The organism is Microbispora sp. H10670 (assembly GCF_014161385.1).
Taxonomy (GTDB): domain Bacteria; phylum Actinomycetota; class Actinomycetes; order Streptosporangiales; family Streptosporangiaceae; genus Microbispora; species Microbispora triticiradicis.
In genome coordinates, this window is record NZ_JABBWW010000001.1 from 516267 (window position 1) to 531960 (window position 15694).

Consider the following 15694-nt stretch of genomic DNA (forward strand, 5'->3'; position numbering starts at 1 on the left):
GCCCCCTCCTTCACGGTACTCAGGCGGCTTCTAAGCAGCCAGTAAACGCCGCCGGGAAACACAGGAGAGATTCCAGCCGTTACGGTGGTATACGAACCACGCGAAAGGATCGACGTGTCCGTTCCGGACCCCTGGAGTACCGGCCCGTGCCTCGGCACGGGCTCTCATGATCATACGGCGGCCGCCCGATGAGCGCCGCCCTCGGTCTTCTTGCCGTTCTCGTCCTGACCCTCGCCACCGGATTCTTCGTCGCGCAGGAGTTCGCCTTCGTCGCCGCCGACCGCGGCGCGCTGCGCGAACAGGCGGCGGCCGGCGACGACGCCGCCCGCCGTGCCCTCGACGTCACCGGACGGCTGTCGTTCATGCTCTCCGGCGCGCAGCTGGGGATCACCGTCACCACCCTGCTGGTGGGCTTCATCGCCCAGCCCGCGACGTCGGGCGTGCTGCGCGGCCCCCTGGAGGCGGCCGGGCTGCCCGGCGCGGCCGTGCCCGGGGTCGCCGTGGCGCTCGGCGTCGTGATCGCCACCGTCGTCCAGATGATCATCGGCGAGCTCGCCCCCAAGAATCTCGGCATCGCCCGGCCCGAGGAGGTCGCCAAGGCCCTCGGCCGGCCGACGGAGATCTACCTGGCGGTCGCCGGGCCTGTCATCCGCCTGTTCGACACGGCGGCGACCAGACTGGTCCGCCTGTTCGGCATCGAGCCGGTGGAGGAGCTCGAACACGGCGCGACCCCCGAGGAGCTCTCGCGCATCGTGTCGGAGTCCGCCGCCTCCGGGGAGCTGCCGCCCCGGCTGGCCGAGACGCTGGAGCGGGCGCTGGAGTTCGGTGACCGCACCGCGGAGGACGTGATGGTCCCCCGCCCGCGCGTGGTCTCGCTGCGCGCCGAGTGGCCGGTGTCCGACCTTCTCGACGCCCTGCGGACCCAGGGTCACTCCCGCTACCCCGTCCTCGGCACCGACGCCGACGACGTCGTCGGCGTGACCGGGCTGACCGAGTATCTGAAGGCCGGATCCCCGGCCGACGGGCTCGTCGGCGGCATCACCCGCGCGCCGGTCCTCGTCCCCGCGACGCTGCCGCTGCCCGAACTGCTGCGCCGGATCACCTCCGCCGGCGAGACGTTCGCCTGTGTGATCGACGAGTACGGCGGGCTCGCCGGCGTGGTCACGATGGAGGACCTCGCCGAGGAGCTGGTCGGCGAACTGGTGGACGAGAACGACCCCGAACCCCTCGGCGTCGTGCGGCGCGGCGACCACGTCTGGGACGTGCCGGGCACGCTCCGTCTCGACGAGGTCGAACGCGCCACCCATGTCCGGCTGCCCGAGAGCGAGGACTACGAGACCGTCGCCGGGCTCGTCCTCGCCGCCCTCGGCCGCATGGCGGAGCCGGGCGACGAGGTCGTCTCCCCCCTCGTGCCCGAGCCGCACCTCTTCGAGGACGAGGAGGAGGACACGCGGCACGCCGTGCTCACGGTCCAGAGCGTGCGCCGCCGGGTCCCCGAGTGGATCCGGCTGTCGACGGAGGCGGGGGAGCGGCGGGAGGCCGAGGACGCCCGCGTGGCGGCCCGTGAGTCCTCCGGCGGCGCCTACTACGCCCCCGAGCTGTTCTCCGCGTTGTTCCAGGGCAGGCCGGCATGAGTTCGCTGACCGGAGTCCTGCTCGGAATCGTCCTGCTCGCCGCCAACGGCGTCTTCGTGGCGGCCGAGTTCGCCCTGGTGTCCGCCCGCAGGCACCGGCTGGAGGAGATCGCCGCCGGCGGCGGCCGGCTGGCCAAGATCACGGCTCGGGCGGCGGTGCGCGGCGGGCGCGAGCTGTCGCTCATGCTCGCCGGGGCGCAGCTCGGCATCACGCTGAGCTCGCTGGGCCTCGGCATGGTCGCGGAGCCCTCCATCGAGCACCTGCTGGAGCCGGTGCTCGCGCTGCTGCCGGAGTCGCTGCGCACGCCGGCCGCGTACGTCGTGGCGCTCGCCCTGGTGACGTTCCTGCACATGGTCGTGGGCGAGATGGCGCCCAAGTCGCTGGCGCTCACCCACCCCGAACGCGCCGCGATGGGGCTGGCGCTGCCGTTCCGCGGCTTCGCCTGGATCGTCCGCCCGGTCCTGGCCACGCTGAACGCGGTGACCAACGGCATCCTGCGGCTGCTCGGCGTGCACGCCCGCGACGAGCTCGCCACCACCCGGACGCCCGGGCAGCTCGCCATGCTGGTGGCCGAGTCGGGCCGGATGGGCATGCTCGACCGCGACGAGCACGACCTGCTCACCCGCGCGCTGCGGGTCCACTCCCAGCCGGTGGAGCGCCTCATGGTGCCCGTGAGCGAGGCGCCGTCGGTGCCCGCCGGGGCCGACGCCCAGCTCGTACGGCGGACGGCGGTACGGGTCGGGAGCCTGCGCATGCTGGTGGTCACCCCCGACGACGTGGTCGGGGTGTGCCACGTCCGCGACGCCGTCGTGCGGCCCGATCACCGGGCCGGTGAGCTGGCGACCCCGGTCCCCCGCATGGCGAAGGGCACCACGATCTCCGACGCCGTGACCCTGCTGCAGGAGGCCCACGCCCAGCTGGGGCTGGTCACCGACGCGGGCGGCGCCCCCGTCGGTGTGATCGATCTCACTACCCTGCTGGGCGAGCTGCTGGTGGCCTGACCCGCCGGACTCGCAAGCGCGCGGAAAGTGGTTTGAAAGCCGGTCTCCGGAGAATGTGCAGTGCGCGATCGAGGGGCCCCGGTCATCGGGGCCCCGGCGCGTCACGACCTGTGGACCGGGGCCCGACGCCGTACGGGCCGGAAGGAGATGCCCGACGTGTGTTCACTCCCGACCACGTGGGGCCAGGGCTCTTCCAAGCGAGGGGTCGTCCCCCTGGGTGGCGCAAAGAGAAAGCCCCGCCGGGAGGAAGCTCTGCTTCCGACCACGCGACGCGGCTTGTCCGGCCGGGGGTTCCAGGGGGTTGCCCCCCTGGGTGGCGCAAAGAGAAAGCCCCGCCGGGAGGAAGCTTTGCTTCCGACCGTGCGAGGCTGCTTTCTCGTGGGCAAGGGGGGAGTTGAACCCCCACGTCCTTTCGGACACACGGACCTGAACCGTGCGCGTCTGCCATTCCGCCACTTGCCCTTGCGGTTGGCCCCCATCTCTGGGTGCCTGGAAAGGTTAGCACGTATCCGCCCGTGCTACCGAACCCGGATACGATCCTCATCAACGACGATGCGATGGAGCTCAGCGAAGCACCGGAGCGGTCGCGACCATAGACGCGAGTGGAAGGGAGGTATCCGGTGGGAGTCCTTCAGCGCTTCGAGCGCAGGCTCGAAGGGATGGTTGAAGGGGCCTTCGCGCGGGCGTTCAAGTCCGACCTCCAGCCGGTCGAGGTTGCCAGCGCCGTGCAGAGGGAGATGGACGAGCGCGCCGCGATCGTCGCTCAGGGTCGCACGCTCGTGCCGAACGACTTCGTGGTGGAGCTGTCGACGACCGACAGCGAGCGCCTGGAGGTGTACGCCGACAGCATCAGCCACGAGCTCGCCACGCTCGCCCGGGAGTACGCCAAGGAGCAGGGGTACTCGTTCGTCGGGCCGGTGCGGGTGCGCTTCGAGACCGCCGACGACCTCGCGGTCGGGCTGTTCCGCATCCGGTCGGGCGTGATCCGTGGCGCCACGGTCGAGCAGGACGAGATCCGGCAGCCTCCGAGCGACCTGCCCGCCAGCCGGCCCAGCGCGTTCCAGGGCCGCCCCCGGCTGCTCGTCTCGACCCAGGACGACCCCCAGGGGCAGCGTTCGTACGAGCTGACCACACCGGTGACGTTGCTGGGACGCGGAACCGATTGTGATCTACGACTGGTGGATCCCGGCGTATCGCGGCATCATGCCGAGCTACGGGTAGAGGGGCCACAGGTCGTGCTCGTGGACCTGGGGTCGACCAACGGCACCTTCGTCAACGGCCAGCCGGTCCGCAGAGTCGAGATGCAGGATGGGACGAGGGTGACCCTCGGCCGCACGACACTGGTGTTCCGGCGCGATTAGAGGTAACAAACGGTCCATGTCCGAGCTAACGCTGCTGCTGATCCGGCTCGCCTTCCTGGCGGTGCTGTGGTTCTTCGTGATCGCCGCGGTCGGCGTCATCCGGACAGACCTGTTCGGTTCGCGCACGGCTCCCGCCCCCCCACGGAAACCGGCCAGGCAACCACGACCGGTGTCCAAGCCCAAAAAGGGCGAACCACGTCAGCTCATCGTCACCGGTGGCCCCCTGCAAGGGACCATCATCAACCTCACGGAGACGCCAATCACCATCGGCCGGGCGAACGACGCCACGCTGGTACTCAGCGACGACTACGCTTCGAGTCGGCACGCCCGGCTCTTTCCGCAGGACGGCCAGTGGATCGTGGAAGATCTCGGATCCACCAACGGCACGTACCTCGAACGTTCGAAAGTGACCCGCCCGACCCCGGTGCCCCTCGGAGTTCCGATCCGCATCGGCAAGACCGTCATCGAATTGCGCAAATGACCATCGCACTCCGCTACGCCGCTCGCTCGGACGTCGGGCTCCTCCGTGAAGGCAACGAGGACTCGGCGTACGCCAGCGGCCGCCTGCTGGCCGTCGCCGACGGCATGGGCGGGCATGCTCACGGCGAGGTGGCCAGCTCGGTCGCCATCGCCGCAATGTCGTCCCTCGACCGGGACGCCTCCGGCGGTGACCTGCTCGGCGCCATCGAGGCGGCGGTCCGGGACGCCAACCACCAGTTGCACGCGATGGTGGCCCGGGACCCGAGCCTCAAGGGCATGGGCACCACCCTCACCGCGATGCTCTGGAGCGGCCCGCGCTTCGCCCTGGTCCATGTGGGCGACTCCCGGGCCTATCTGCTCAGGAACGGCGAGCTGTACCAGATCACGCACGACCACACGCTGGTGCAGTCGCTGGTGGACGACGGGCGGATCACCCAGGAGGAGGCCGCCAACCATCCCCAGCGCTCGATCCTGCTGCGGGCGCTCGACGGCAGCGGCGAGGTCGATCCCGACCTGCAGGACCGGGAGGCCCAGGTGGGCGACCGGTACCTGCTGTGCTCGGACGGCCTGTCCACCGTGGTCAGCGCCGAGACCCTGCATCTCACCCTGACCACGATCGACGATCCCGAGGACGTCGTCCGGCAGCTCATCGACCTCGCCAACCGGGGCGGCGGGCCGGACAACATCACCTGCGTGGTCGCCGACGTGATCGAGGTGGACGACGTGCAGCCGCCGCCGCTGGCCGCGGCGGTCGTGGGCGCGGCCGGCTCCGGCCGGGGGCGTTCCACCGCGCCGCCCGACACGCCGGCGGGCCGGGCCGCCACGGTCACCGCGCCGCAGCCGGTGATCACCGACGACGACCTCGGCGACGAGCCCCTACGGGACCCTCAGTCGTCGGGGCGTCGCGCCCGGAAGCGCCGCTCGGGCCCGAAGGTCGCCGCCGGCGTGCTGGTCGTCGCCGTCGCGCTCGGGCTCGGCGGCTACTTCGGCTACGAGTGGACCCAGAGCCAGTTCTACATAGGCGCCAACGGGGACAGGCTCGTCGTCTTCCAGGGCGTCGACGCGGAGGTCGGGCCGGTGTCCCTCAAGAAGGTCGCCTACACCGACGACATCCGCGTCTCGGCGCTGCCCGCGGTCCAGCAGGACCAGGTCCGCACCGGCATCCCGGTCGACGACCTCCAGACCGGGATAACCAGGATCAAGAACTTCGGCGCCTCGGCGACGTCCACGACGGACACCGGGGCGACACCGACCCCCACGAGGTCCGCTAAGTGACTGCTGTCGAAGCCACGCCCGTACCGATGACCGCGAAGCGGCGCGGCGCCCAGCTGGGCATGCTCGCCTTCGCCGTACTGATCGTGATGGGCGCGTACGCCAGCGTCGGGCTCGGGATCAACGGCAAGGTCCCGTCCGGCATGCTCGGCTACGGCCTCGGCCTCGGCGGTCTGATGCTCGCGGCCTACCTGGTGCTGGCCAAGTTCGCGCCGTGGGCCGATCCTCTGCTGCTTCCCCTCGTGACGCTGGTCAACGGCATCGGCCTGGTGATGATCTATCGGCTGGAGGAGGGCGGCATCAAGGACGCCTCGGCCTCCAACCAGCTCATGTGGACGGCGCTCGGTGTGGTGATGTTCTCCGCGACGCTGATCGTGTTGAGGGACCACCGCGCCTTGCAGCGCTTCACCTACACCGCCGGCTTCGCCGGGATCGTCCTGCTCGTCCTGCCCGTGCTGCCGGTGGTCGGCTCCGAGCACTACGGGGCCCGGATCTGGATGAACCTCGGTCCGTTCTCCCTGCAGCCGGGCGAGTTCGCCAAGCTGGCCCTGGTCGTCTTCTTCGCCGGCTATCTCGTCGCCAAGCGCGACGTGCTGGCTCTGGCCGGGCGCAGGCTCCTGTTCATCGACCTGCCGCGCGCCCGCGACCTCGGCCCGGTGCTGATCACCTGGGGCGTCAGCATCGCGGTCCTCGTCGCCGAGAAGGACCTCGGCACCTCGCTGCTGCTGTTCGGCGCGTTCATCGCGATGCTCTACATCGCCACCCAGCGCACGTCCTGGGTGCTCATCGGCCTGCTGTTGTTCGTGGGCGGCGCCGTCCTCGCCGGGCAGGTCTTCGGCCACGTCCAGGCCCGCTTCGAAGGGTGGCTGCACGCCGACTCCACGGCGGTCTACGACTCGGGCACGAGCTACCAGCTGATGCAGGGCCTGTTCTCGCTCGGCTCGGGCGGCATCCTCGGCACCGGGCTCGGCCAGGGTTACCCGGGCCTGACCCCGTTCTCGTTCTCCGACTTCATCTTCGACGCCGTGGGCGAGGAGCTGGGCCTCACCGGCCTGATGGCCATCCTCATGGTGTACGCGCTGATCGTCCAGCGGGGGCTGCGGACGGCGCTGGCGTCCCGCGACCCGTTCTCGAAGCTGCTCGGAGGCGGGCTGTCGTTCATCCTCGCCTGGCAGGTGTTCATCATCGTCGGCGGAGTGACCCGGCTGATCCCGCTGACCGGTCTCGTGACGCCGTTCATGTCCGCGGGAGGCTCGGCCCTGCTGGCCAACTGGATGCTCATCGCCCTGCTCGTACGCATGTCCGACGCGGCCCGCCGGCCGCCGCCACAGGCGATCCAGGACGAGGGAATGACCCAGGTGATGCAGCGATGAACAGCACGCTCAAGCGCGTCGCCGTGGCCTGCCTGCTCATGTTCGGCCTGCTCATGGCCAACGTGACCTATCTGGGCACGGTGCAGGCGGAGAGCCTGCGCAACGACTCGCGCAACGTCCGGATGCTCTACTCCAGGTACAAGGTCGACCGGGGCTGGATCACCGCCGACAACACCAAGACCACCCTGGCCAAGACCGTCGACACCGGCGACCCGAAGTTCCGGTTCGAGCGGGAGTATCCGCTGGGCAAGCCGTTCACGCACGTGGTCGGCTGGTTCGCGCCGGAGAGCGCCTCAGGCATCGAGAGCGCGATGAACCGCTACCTCGACGGCTCGCACCCCGACCTGGTGGTCCGCCGGGCCATCGACATGGTCAGCGGCAAGCCCGCCAAGGGCGCGAGCGTCGACCTCACGCTGAACACCAAGGCCCAGGAGATCGCGTACAAGGACCTGGCGGGCACGGGCAAGCGCGGCGCGGTCGTGGCGATCGAGCCCAAGACGGGCAAGATCCTGACGATGGTGTCGGTGCCGTCGTACGACCCGAACCCGCTGGCCACGGCCAGCAAGGACAAGGTCAACAAGGCGTACAACAAGCTCGACAAGGACGGCGACAAGCCGCTGCTGAACCGGGCGATCGACCTGACGTACGCCCCGGGGTCCACGTTCAAGACGGTGACCTCGGCGGCCTACCTCAGCGACGACTCCTCCCGGGACGAGAACACCCAGGTCGACGCGCCCGACTCGCTGCCGCTGCCGGGCACGAGCATCTCGCTGCCGAACTACCACGGGGAGTCCTGCGGCGGGCGGGCGACGCTGGTGGAGGCGCTGACCATCTCCTGCAACACGCCGTTCGCGAAGATGGGCATGGAGCTCGGCTACGACAAGCTCAAGGAGCAGGCCGAGAAGTTCGGCGTCGGCCAGCCGCTGGCGATCCCGCTGTCGGTCGCGGGCAGCAGCATCGGCAAGGAGGAGGGCAAGGCCGAGCTCGCCAAGACCGCGATCGGCCAGCAGAGCAACCAGATGACCCCGCTGCAGATGGCGATGGTCGCGGCCGGCATCGCCAACCAGGGCACGGTGATGAAGCCGTACCTGGTCAACAAGGTCCTCGGGCCCGACGGCGCGGAGATCGACGGAACCGACCCGGAGCCGCTGAGCGAGGCCGTCACCCCGGAGGTCGCCGGAGAGCTGACCAAGATGATGATCAGCGTAGTCGAGAACGGCACGGGCGGCGCGGCCAAGCTCCCCGGCAAGACCGTGGCGGGCAAGACGGGCACGGCGGAGACCTCGCCGGGCAAGCCGTCGCACGCGTGGTTCATCTCCTTCGCCCCGGTCGACGACCCGCAGGTCGCCGTGGCGGTCTTCGTGGAGTCGGGCAGCGCGGGCAACGACGCCACCGGTGGCGCGGTGGCCGCGCCGATCGCGCACGACGTCATGCAGGCGGTGCTCGGACAGTGACCGAGACGGTGCTCGGCGGCCGGTACCGGCTGACCTCCCCCATCGCCGCGGGCGGGATGGGCGAGGTCTGGCGGGCCGACGACGAGTTGCTGGGCCGGGAGGTGGCGGTCAAGCTGCTCGGCCGCCACGTGGCGGGCGACTCGACCTTCCGCGACCGGTTCCGCTCGGAGGCCCGGATCACCGCCGCCCTGACCGATCACGGCATCGCGCAGGTCTTCGACTACGGCGAGACCGACGACGTGGCCTACCTGGTGATGGAGCTGGTGAAGGGCGAGCCGCTGTCGGCGGTCCTCGCCCGCAACGGCGCGCTCGGGCCGGAGGTCACGCTCGACGTCGTCGAGCAGACGGCCCGGGGCCTGCACGCGGCCCACCGGGCCGGGGTGATCCACCGCGACGTCAAGCCCGGCAACCTGCTCGTCACCGAGACCGGCCAGGTGAAGATCACCGACTTCGGCATCGCCCGCGCGCTGGAGGCCGCGCCGCTGACCGCGACCGGCCTCGTGCTCGGCACCGCCCAGTACGTGAGCCCGGAGCAGGCGTCCGGCGACACGCTCACCCCCGCGAGCGACATCTACTCCCTCGGAGTGGTGGCGTACGAGTGCCTGGCGGGCCGTCCGCCGTTCACGGCGGAGACCCCGGTGGCGCTCGCGCTGCGGCACCTCAACGACACACCCCCGCCGCTGCCCGGCAACGTGCCCGCTCCGGTGGCGGCCCTGGTGGTGTCCATGCTGGCCAAGGATCCCGCCGCGCGGCCGGAGACCGGGCAGCCGCTGGTCGACCGGGTGCGCGGGCTGCGCGGGAACCTCGCGGGCACGGCCGCCTCGACGGCGGTGCTCGGCTCGCTCACCGACCCCCGCGGGTTCCCCGCCGCCGGAGGCCACACCATCGGAGGCGGCACCGCCGGAGACGCCGCCGGCGGGACCCGGCCCCTGGGGGCGGTGCCGGTCCCGCCCGCGCCCGGCCGGACGACGCCGCTGAACTCGCCGCTCAACCCGTCGCCGGGTCCCGCGACCCCGGTGTCCGCGCGGCCCACGAGCCCGGGCAGGGCGCCCGCCGCGGGCGTCCCCGGAGCCGGCGTCCGACAGCCGGCCGGAGCGGGCGGGCCCGCGGCGAGCGGGCGCAGGCGGCGCCCGGCGGCCCTGATCCTCGCCGCGGCCGGCTGCGCCGCCGCGGTCGGCATCGGGGTGCTGGCGTTCACCGCCGGACAGATCGGCGACGCGCCGCCGGACACGGGGGAGACCACCGTGCCCACGACCTCGTCGTCCACCTCGCCGACGCCGTCCGAGTCGCCGGCGCGGGAGTCCGAACCGGCGGCGCCGCCGTCGCACCGGCCCACGGCCCGGAGGACGTCGGCTGAGCCGACCGCCGTTCCGTCGGCTACCGTAAGCAGGTCGGCACCATCCACCCGGACGCCCGAACCGGACCCGTCCCCGACCTCTTCCTCGACCTCGGAACCGACGTCCACCCCGGCCAAGGAAACCACCGAGACTCCGCGCCCCACGGAACCCCCGCCCGACACGAACCCTCCGGCTGAGGGGGAGTGATGAGGAAAAAGGTCGATGATGGACACCGGCGGCACCCCACGATGAACGGCAAGGGACTGTGCAGGAAATGACTCAGCCACGACTACTCGGCGGACGCTACGAGCTCGACGGCGTCGTGGGGCGTGGCGGCATGGCCGAGGTCTACCGCGCCCGGGACATCCGGCTGGACCGTGTCGTCGCCATCAAGACGCTCCGCTCCGACCTCGCCAGGGACCACACGTTCCAGGCGCGCTTCCGGCGTGAGGCGCAGTCGGCCGCCTCGCTCAACCACCCGTCCATCATCGCCGTGTACGACACCGGCGAGGACATGATGGACAACACGCCCGTGCCGTACATCGTCATGGAGTTCGTCGACGGGCGGACGCTGCGCGACGTGCTGCGCGCCGACCGGCGGCTGATGCCCGAGCGGGCCGCGGAGCTCGTCGACGGCATCCTGCGGGCGCTCGACTACAGCCACCGGGGCGGCATCGTCCACCGGGACATCAAACCGGCCAACATCATGTTGACGGTCAACGGCGAGGTCAAGGTCATGGACTTCGGCATCGCCCGGGCGATGGCCGACTCCGCGGCCACGATGACCCAGACCGCACAGGTGATCGGCACCGCGCAGTACCTCTCCCCCGAGCAGGCCCGCGGCGAGCGCGTCGACGCCCGCAGCGACATCTACTCGACCGGCTGCGTGCTGTACGAGCTGCTCACCGGCCAGCCGCCCTTCACCGGCGACTCCCCCGTCGCCATCGCCTACCAGCACGTGCGGGAGGACCCGATCCCGCCGTCGCGGATCGACCCCGAGATCCCCCAGTGGGCCGACGCGATCGTGCTGAAGGCCATGGCCAAGGACCCGGTTCACCGCTACCAGAGCGCCGCCGAGATGCGCGGCGACCTCCAGCGGGCCATGTCCGGCATGCCCGTCGACCCCCAGACGATGGCGATGGCCACCCAGCAGTACAACTCGTACGGCGCGCCGGACCGCACCCGGACGATGACCACGGCGGGCGGCGCCGCCACCCAGGGCACCCGCGCGATCCCCCAGTACGACTACGGCCCCGAGGAACGCGGCGGCCGCTACGACGGGCGGCGACGCGGGGGCGGCGGCAACACCGCGCTGAAGACGGCCGCGTGGATCCTGATCCCGCTTCTGGTGATCGGCGCGATGATCGGGGTAGGGTACGCCTTCCTCGGCGGCGGCGGCTCGTCCACGGCCGACAAGGTCGCCATCCCGCAGGTGACCAACCAGACGAAGGCCGCGGCCAAGCAGGCGCTGGAGGCGAAGGGCTTCAAGGTCGAGTTCGGGCCCGAGGAGTTCAACGCCGACGTGCCCAAGGGCTCTGTCATCAGCACCGAGCCCGCCGAGGGCGAGGAGGCCGACCCCGGCTCCACCGTCACCGTCATCGTGTCGAAGGGCGAGGAGAAGATCTCCATCCCCGACGTGACCGGTCTGGCGCCGGACGAGGCCCGGGCGAAGCTCGTGGAGATGGGTCTCAAGGCCAGCGTCGTGGCGAAGGCCTCCAGGCAGCCCCAGGGCAAGGTGTTCGACACCGACCCGAAGGCGGGCGAGGAGGTCGACAAGGGCTCCCTCGTCAAGCTCTACGTGCCCAAGGAGATGACGGAGGTGCCGAGCGTCGTCGGCCTCACGCTGGCGGACGCCAAGAAGGCGATCGAGGGCGCCGGCTTCAGGGTCAAGACGACGGAGCGGCCGAGCGACGTGGTGGCGCCGGGCAACGTGATCGACCAGTCGCCGCAGCCGGGGGCCAAGCTCAACCCCGGCACCACGATCACGCTGACGGTCTCCAGTGGGCCGGAGCAGACGGAGGAGCCGACCCAGCCGCCGGTCGACGACCTACCGACGGCCGAGCCGACGGACGACGGCGGCGGCGTCGACCTCGGGGACGGCGGCGACGACCCCTTCGGCAACGGCTGAGCAGCGCCACCGACCGAACCGACAACGCTGCGAGAGGACGGCGGCCACCGCACGGCGGTGGCCGCCGTCCGGCTTTCATGAACGGTTCACGCACGGCGCCGGGCGCGGCAGGCAGAGCGCGGCGGGCAGGCCGGGGCGGCTGAGAGATCGGGCGGAAACGGCCCGTACACGCGAGAAGGGCTTCCGCCACTCGGGGGCAATGGCGGAAGCCCTCACTTTGGTCTTCGTAACAAGAGCGGAAAGCGTTACACGATCCGCGCGAGCCAGTTTCCGAGAAGCCGGTGGCCGTGTTCCGACACGACCGACTCGGGATGGAACTGGACGCCCTCGACGGGGGCGGCGCGGTGACGCAGGCCCATGATGACGCCGTCGGGGGTGGTGGCGGTGACCTCCAGCGCGTCCGGCACGGTCCGCGGGACCACGGCGAGCGAGTGGTAACGCGTCATCGTGACCGGCGAGGGGATCTCCGCGAAGACCCCCCGCCCGTCGTGCCGGACCGGGCTGGTCCTGCCGTGCATCAACTCGGGGGCGCGGCTCACCACCGCGCCGTACGCGACGGCGATGGCCTGGTGCCCGAGGCAGACCCCCAGCAGCGGCAGGCCGCGCCCGGCGCAGTGCCGTACGAGGGGGACGGACACGCCGGCCTCCTCGGGCGTGCCGGGGCCGGGCGAGACGAGCACGCCGTCGAATCCGTTGGCGTCGCCCACCGTGACCCGGTCGCGCGGCCGCACGTCGCAGTCCGCGCCGAGACCACGCAGATACTGCACGATCGTGTGGACGAAGCTGTCGTGGTTGTCCACGACCAGCACCCTCGGCGGCGCGCCGTGCGGTGCCGTTCGCTGTGTCTCCCGCTCTGTCTCCGGCTGCGTCATCGGCTGCGTCATCGGCTCGTTCGGCGTTCTCGGGTGTGGAGAAATCGGACTTTCAGCCTAAGGCAATGCCGTACGGGGATCGCCCCGGCGGGCCCGCGCCGACTATCCTTGCTCGGGACTTCGCCGCCATGGCGACTACGCTATTGACACCAGCCCGCACGACCGCGCGGGTACCCACCAGGAGACGCTCCCGTGCCCAAGTCGAAGATTCGCAAGAAGCCCGTCTACACGCCGCCGCAGAAGACGCAGACGGTGAAGGTCAGCCCCCGCTGGCTCGCCCCTCTGATGGTGGCCTGCTGGATCGTCGGCATCGTCTGGATCGCGGTCTACTACATCGCGCCGAACGTTCCCGGTATCTCCGCGCTGGCCAACTGGAACCTGCTGATCGGGTTCGGGCTCATCATCGTGGGTGTCGTGCTGTCCACCAAGTGGCGTTAGCCGTTTGAGATTTTTTCCACAGTCTTTGTCCACAGGCTGTGGGTAAAGTGCGACGCGCGGTCGATCCGCCGGGCCCGCTCCCGTACGGCGAGGCCCGGCCGACCAGGTCAGACGCGCGACGCGCTCAGGTGCGGATGCCCACGGGAGGATATCCGTACGGCGGAAGCGCGGTGACGAGCAGGACCAGCGCCACCAGCACGACCGCCGCGACGCCGACCTGGACGAGCACGCGGTTGCCGCGGGGCGCGTAGGCGAAGCCCGCCGCGACCAGGGTGCCGGTCAGCAGCCCGCCGAGGTGCCCCTGCCAGCTGATGCCGGGCACGACGAACGTGAGCACCACGTTGATCCCGATCAGCCACAGGACGCCCCGGGCGTCGTACCCGAGTTTGCGGGAGACCACGAACAACGCGCCGAACAGGCCGTAGATGGCTCCGGACGCGCCGACCGCCACGGTGCCGAACAGGTAGATGGCGACCGAGCCGCCGAGCGCCGACAGCAGGTAGAGCGCCGCGAACCGGGCCGAGCCGAGCCTGCGCTCCAGTTCGGGCCCGATGACGTACAGCGCCCACATGTTGAACAGGATGTGCCAGAACGACGGCGGCGGCGAGTGCAGGAAGGCGCCGGTGATCAGGCGCCACCACTCGCCCAGGTGGACGCCCAGCGAGTACATGGCGAACCGCTGGATGACCTCGTTCTGGTTCACGACCTCGGCCGCGTACGCGAGCACGTTGAGGGCGAGCAGCGCCCAGGTGACGCGGGGCGCGGCGACGACCGCGCCGCCGAAGGTCGTGCGGGCCTGCCGGACCTCCCGGTTGCCCTCCTGGACGCATTCGGGGCACTGGTGGCCGACTGCCGCCTCACGCATGCAGTCGGGGCAGATCGGGCGCGCACAGCGCTGGCAGCGGACGTAGGTCTCGCGCTCGGGGTGCCGATAGCAGGTGGGTACGGCGTGCGCCCCCGGCTGCGGGGGCGGCGGAGGCTGGGAGGTCATGGAATCCTTCCTGGGGCGGGTCCCGGTGCGGGCACATCCACGACAGCCAGCCTATAAGCCGGAAACGCCCCGGCCGCGCGCGTTCGCGCGGCCGGGGCGCCGTGATCGCCGGACGCTGTGCGCCGTGATCGCCGGAAGCGTCAGGACCGCTCGATGGTGACCTCTTCGAGGACCACGTCGTTGACGGGCCGGTCGCCCCGGGCGGTGGGGGTCTTGGCGATCGCGTCGACGACCTCGGTGCCCTCGATCACCTCGCCGAAGATCGTGTGGCCCTGGTTGAGGTGCGGCGTCGGCGAGACGGTGATGAAGAACTGGGACCCGTTGGTGCCCTGGCCGAACCGCTTGCCGGCGTTCGCCATGGCGAGCAGGTAGGGCCGGTTGAACTGGTTCTCCGGGTGGATCTCGTCGTCGAAGCTGTATCCCGGGCCGCCGACGCCCTGCCCGAGCGGGTCGCCGCCCTGGATCATGAAGCCGTTGATCACCCGGTGGAAGATGGTGCCGTCGTACAGCTTGTCGGTCGTCTTCTCGCCGGTCTCGGGGTGGGTCCACTCACGGGTGCCCTCCGCGAGTTCGACGAAGTTGCGCACCGTCTTCGGCGCCTTGTTGGGGAAGAGCCGGACCCGGATCGTGCCGTGGTTCGTGCGCAGGTTCGCGATGAGGTTGTCAGCCACGAGGGCCGCCCCCTTAGGTTGCTCGTGTTAGTTGTCCGGATCACAGGGTATCGAGCATGCCTTCAAGCACCGCCCGTGATTGAGCCCCGACCATCCGGGAAGGGGACGGTCCGGGGCCCCTGTCGATTGGGGAGGTTGATCGTGTCCCTGACAATGAACAGAAAGCGCCGTGCCGAAGTGATCATCCCGCAGACGTGGCTGAGCAGGGTGAGAGATCAGGCGATGAAGGCCGGCGGGCGGGTGAGTCCGATGGCGGAGAACGCCAGAGACCTCGCCACGCACCGGATCGAGGACGCAAGGGTCTGGGCGGCGCCGAAGCTCGACCAGGCGGCGCAGTCGGTCGAGGAGCAGATCGCTCCGATCGTCAGCGCGTTCCTGAGCGAGTTGGCCCGCCGGATCGAGGTGTCGACCGGCACCCGGCGCACCCGGCGGCGCTGGCCCGTCGTCGCGCTGCTCAGCGGTGTCGCGATCGGCGCGGCCGGAGTGGCGATGTACCGCAACAACGCCCAGAAGTGGGCCGACACGATGCGGGACAGTGTGCGGCACACGGGTGCCGACGCCGGCAGGTGGGTGGGAGACAAGGCCGAGGAGGTCGGAGAGAAGGCCGACAAGGCCGCCGACGAGATCTCGGGGAAGATGTCCTGAAACCGGTGGCCGCGCTGTGCGCGGCACACGGCCGCGC

The 15694-nt window shown here is 70.9% G+C and carries 14 protein-coding genes and 1 tRNA gene; 11 read left to right on the forward strand and 4 right to left on the reverse strand.

The genetic code is table 11. From position 1 onward, the window contains the following. The first annotated feature begins 188 nt into the window (after window positions 1-188). Both HHX33_RS02480 and HHX33_RS02485 read left to right on the forward strand, forming a co-directional pair. Window positions 189-1634 (forward strand): hemolysin family protein, encoded by a 1446-nt coding sequence (locus HHX33_RS02480; protein ID WP_182873093.1) that lies wholly within the window; start codon window positions 189-191, stop codon window positions 1632-1634. Next, on the forward strand, window positions 1631-2635 hold the full coding sequence (locus HHX33_RS02485) for a hemolysin family protein (protein ID WP_182873094.1): 1005 nt from the start codon (window positions 1631-1633) through the stop codon (window positions 2633-2635). Before HHX33_RS02480 ends, HHX33_RS02485 begins: the two co-directional genes overlap by 4 nt. Before the next feature lie 379 nt (window positions 2636-3014). Here the strand turns inward: HHX33_RS02485 and HHX33_RS02490 are convergent. Next, a tRNA-Leu gene (locus HHX33_RS02490) sits at window positions 3015-3097 on the reverse strand. Window positions 3098-3255: 158 nt separating this feature from the next. Between HHX33_RS02490 and HHX33_RS02495 the strand changes: the two genes are divergently transcribed. The 7 genes from HHX33_RS02495 to pknB all read left to right on the forward strand — a co-directional run bounded on the left by HHX33_RS02495 (window position 3256) and on the right by pknB (window position 12040). Further along, window positions 3256-3996 (forward strand): FhaA domain-containing protein, encoded by a 741-nt coding sequence (locus tag HHX33_RS02495; protein ID WP_117409875.1) that lies wholly within the window; start codon window positions 3256-3258, stop codon window positions 3994-3996. A gap of 16 nt (window positions 3997-4012) precedes the next feature. Then, window positions 4013-4477: an FHA domain-containing protein FhaB gene (locus tag HHX33_RS02500; RefSeq protein ID WP_117409876.1), complete on the forward strand. Its 465-nt coding sequence runs from the start codon at window positions 4013-4015 to the stop codon at window positions 4475-4477. Continuing rightward, window positions 4474-5751 (forward strand): Stp1/IreP family PP2C-type Ser/Thr phosphatase, encoded by a 1278-nt coding sequence (locus tag HHX33_RS02505; protein ID WP_182873095.1) that lies wholly within the window; start codon window positions 4474-4476, stop codon window positions 5749-5751. The genes HHX33_RS02500 and HHX33_RS02505 overlap by 4 nt, the downstream gene beginning before the upstream one ends. Before the next feature lie 26 nt (window positions 5752-5777). Next, window positions 5778-7121 (forward strand): FtsW/RodA/SpoVE family cell cycle protein, encoded by a 1344-nt coding sequence (locus HHX33_RS02510; RefSeq protein ID WP_182873320.1) that lies wholly within the window; start codon window positions 5778-5780, stop codon window positions 7119-7121. After that, window positions 7118-8575, forward strand: coding sequence for a peptidoglycan D,D-transpeptidase FtsI family protein (locus HHX33_RS02515; RefSeq protein WP_182873096.1), 1458 nt, complete (start codon window positions 7118-7120; stop codon window positions 8573-8575). Before HHX33_RS02510 ends, HHX33_RS02515 begins: the two co-directional genes overlap by 4 nt. Further along, window positions 8572-10119 carry a serine/threonine-protein kinase gene (locus HHX33_RS02520; protein WP_310741176.1) on the forward strand — a complete coding sequence of 516 codons (1548 nt, stop codon included), beginning with the start codon at window positions 8572-8574 and terminating at the stop codon, window positions 10117-10119. Before HHX33_RS02515 ends, HHX33_RS02520 begins: the two co-directional genes overlap by 4 nt. Window positions 10120-10186: 67 nt before the next feature. Further along, window positions 10187-12040 (forward strand): Stk1 family PASTA domain-containing Ser/Thr kinase, encoded by a 1854-nt coding sequence (pknB, locus tag HHX33_RS02525; protein WP_182873097.1) that lies wholly within the window; start codon window positions 10187-10189, stop codon window positions 12038-12040. 245 nt (window positions 12041-12285) lie between these two features. Here the strand turns inward: pknB and HHX33_RS02530 are convergent, their stop codons facing one another. Further along, entirely contained in the window at window positions 12286-12912 is a 627-nt protein-coding gene (locus HHX33_RS02530) for an anthranilate synthase component II (protein WP_182873322.1), read from the reverse strand. A gap of 192 nt (window positions 12913-13104) precedes the next feature. Between HHX33_RS02530 and HHX33_RS02535 the strand changes: the two genes are divergently transcribed. Next, window positions 13105-13350, forward strand: coding sequence for a cell division protein CrgA (locus HHX33_RS02535; protein WP_111697511.1), 246 nt, complete (start codon window positions 13105-13107; stop codon window positions 13348-13350). 124 nt (window positions 13351-13474) lie between these two features. Here HHX33_RS02535 and HHX33_RS02540 read toward each other — a convergent pair whose 3' ends face one another. After that, window positions 13475-14341, reverse strand: coding sequence for a rhomboid family intramembrane serine protease (locus HHX33_RS02540; protein ID WP_182873098.1), 867 nt, complete (start codon window positions 14339-14341; stop codon window positions 13475-13477). 140 nt (window positions 14342-14481) lie between these two features. Further along, window positions 14482-15012, reverse strand: coding sequence for a peptidylprolyl isomerase (locus tag HHX33_RS02545; RefSeq protein ID WP_182873099.1), 531 nt, complete (start codon window positions 15010-15012; stop codon window positions 14482-14484). A 153-nt stretch (window positions 15013-15165) separates the two neighbouring features. On the opposite strand from HHX33_RS02545, the gene HHX33_RS02550 reads away from it, so the two are divergent. Beyond that, entirely contained in the window at window positions 15166-15657 is a 492-nt protein-coding gene (locus HHX33_RS02550; protein ID WP_133305864.1) for a hypothetical protein, read from the forward strand. The last annotated feature ends 37 nt before the right edge of the window (window positions 15658-15694 follow it).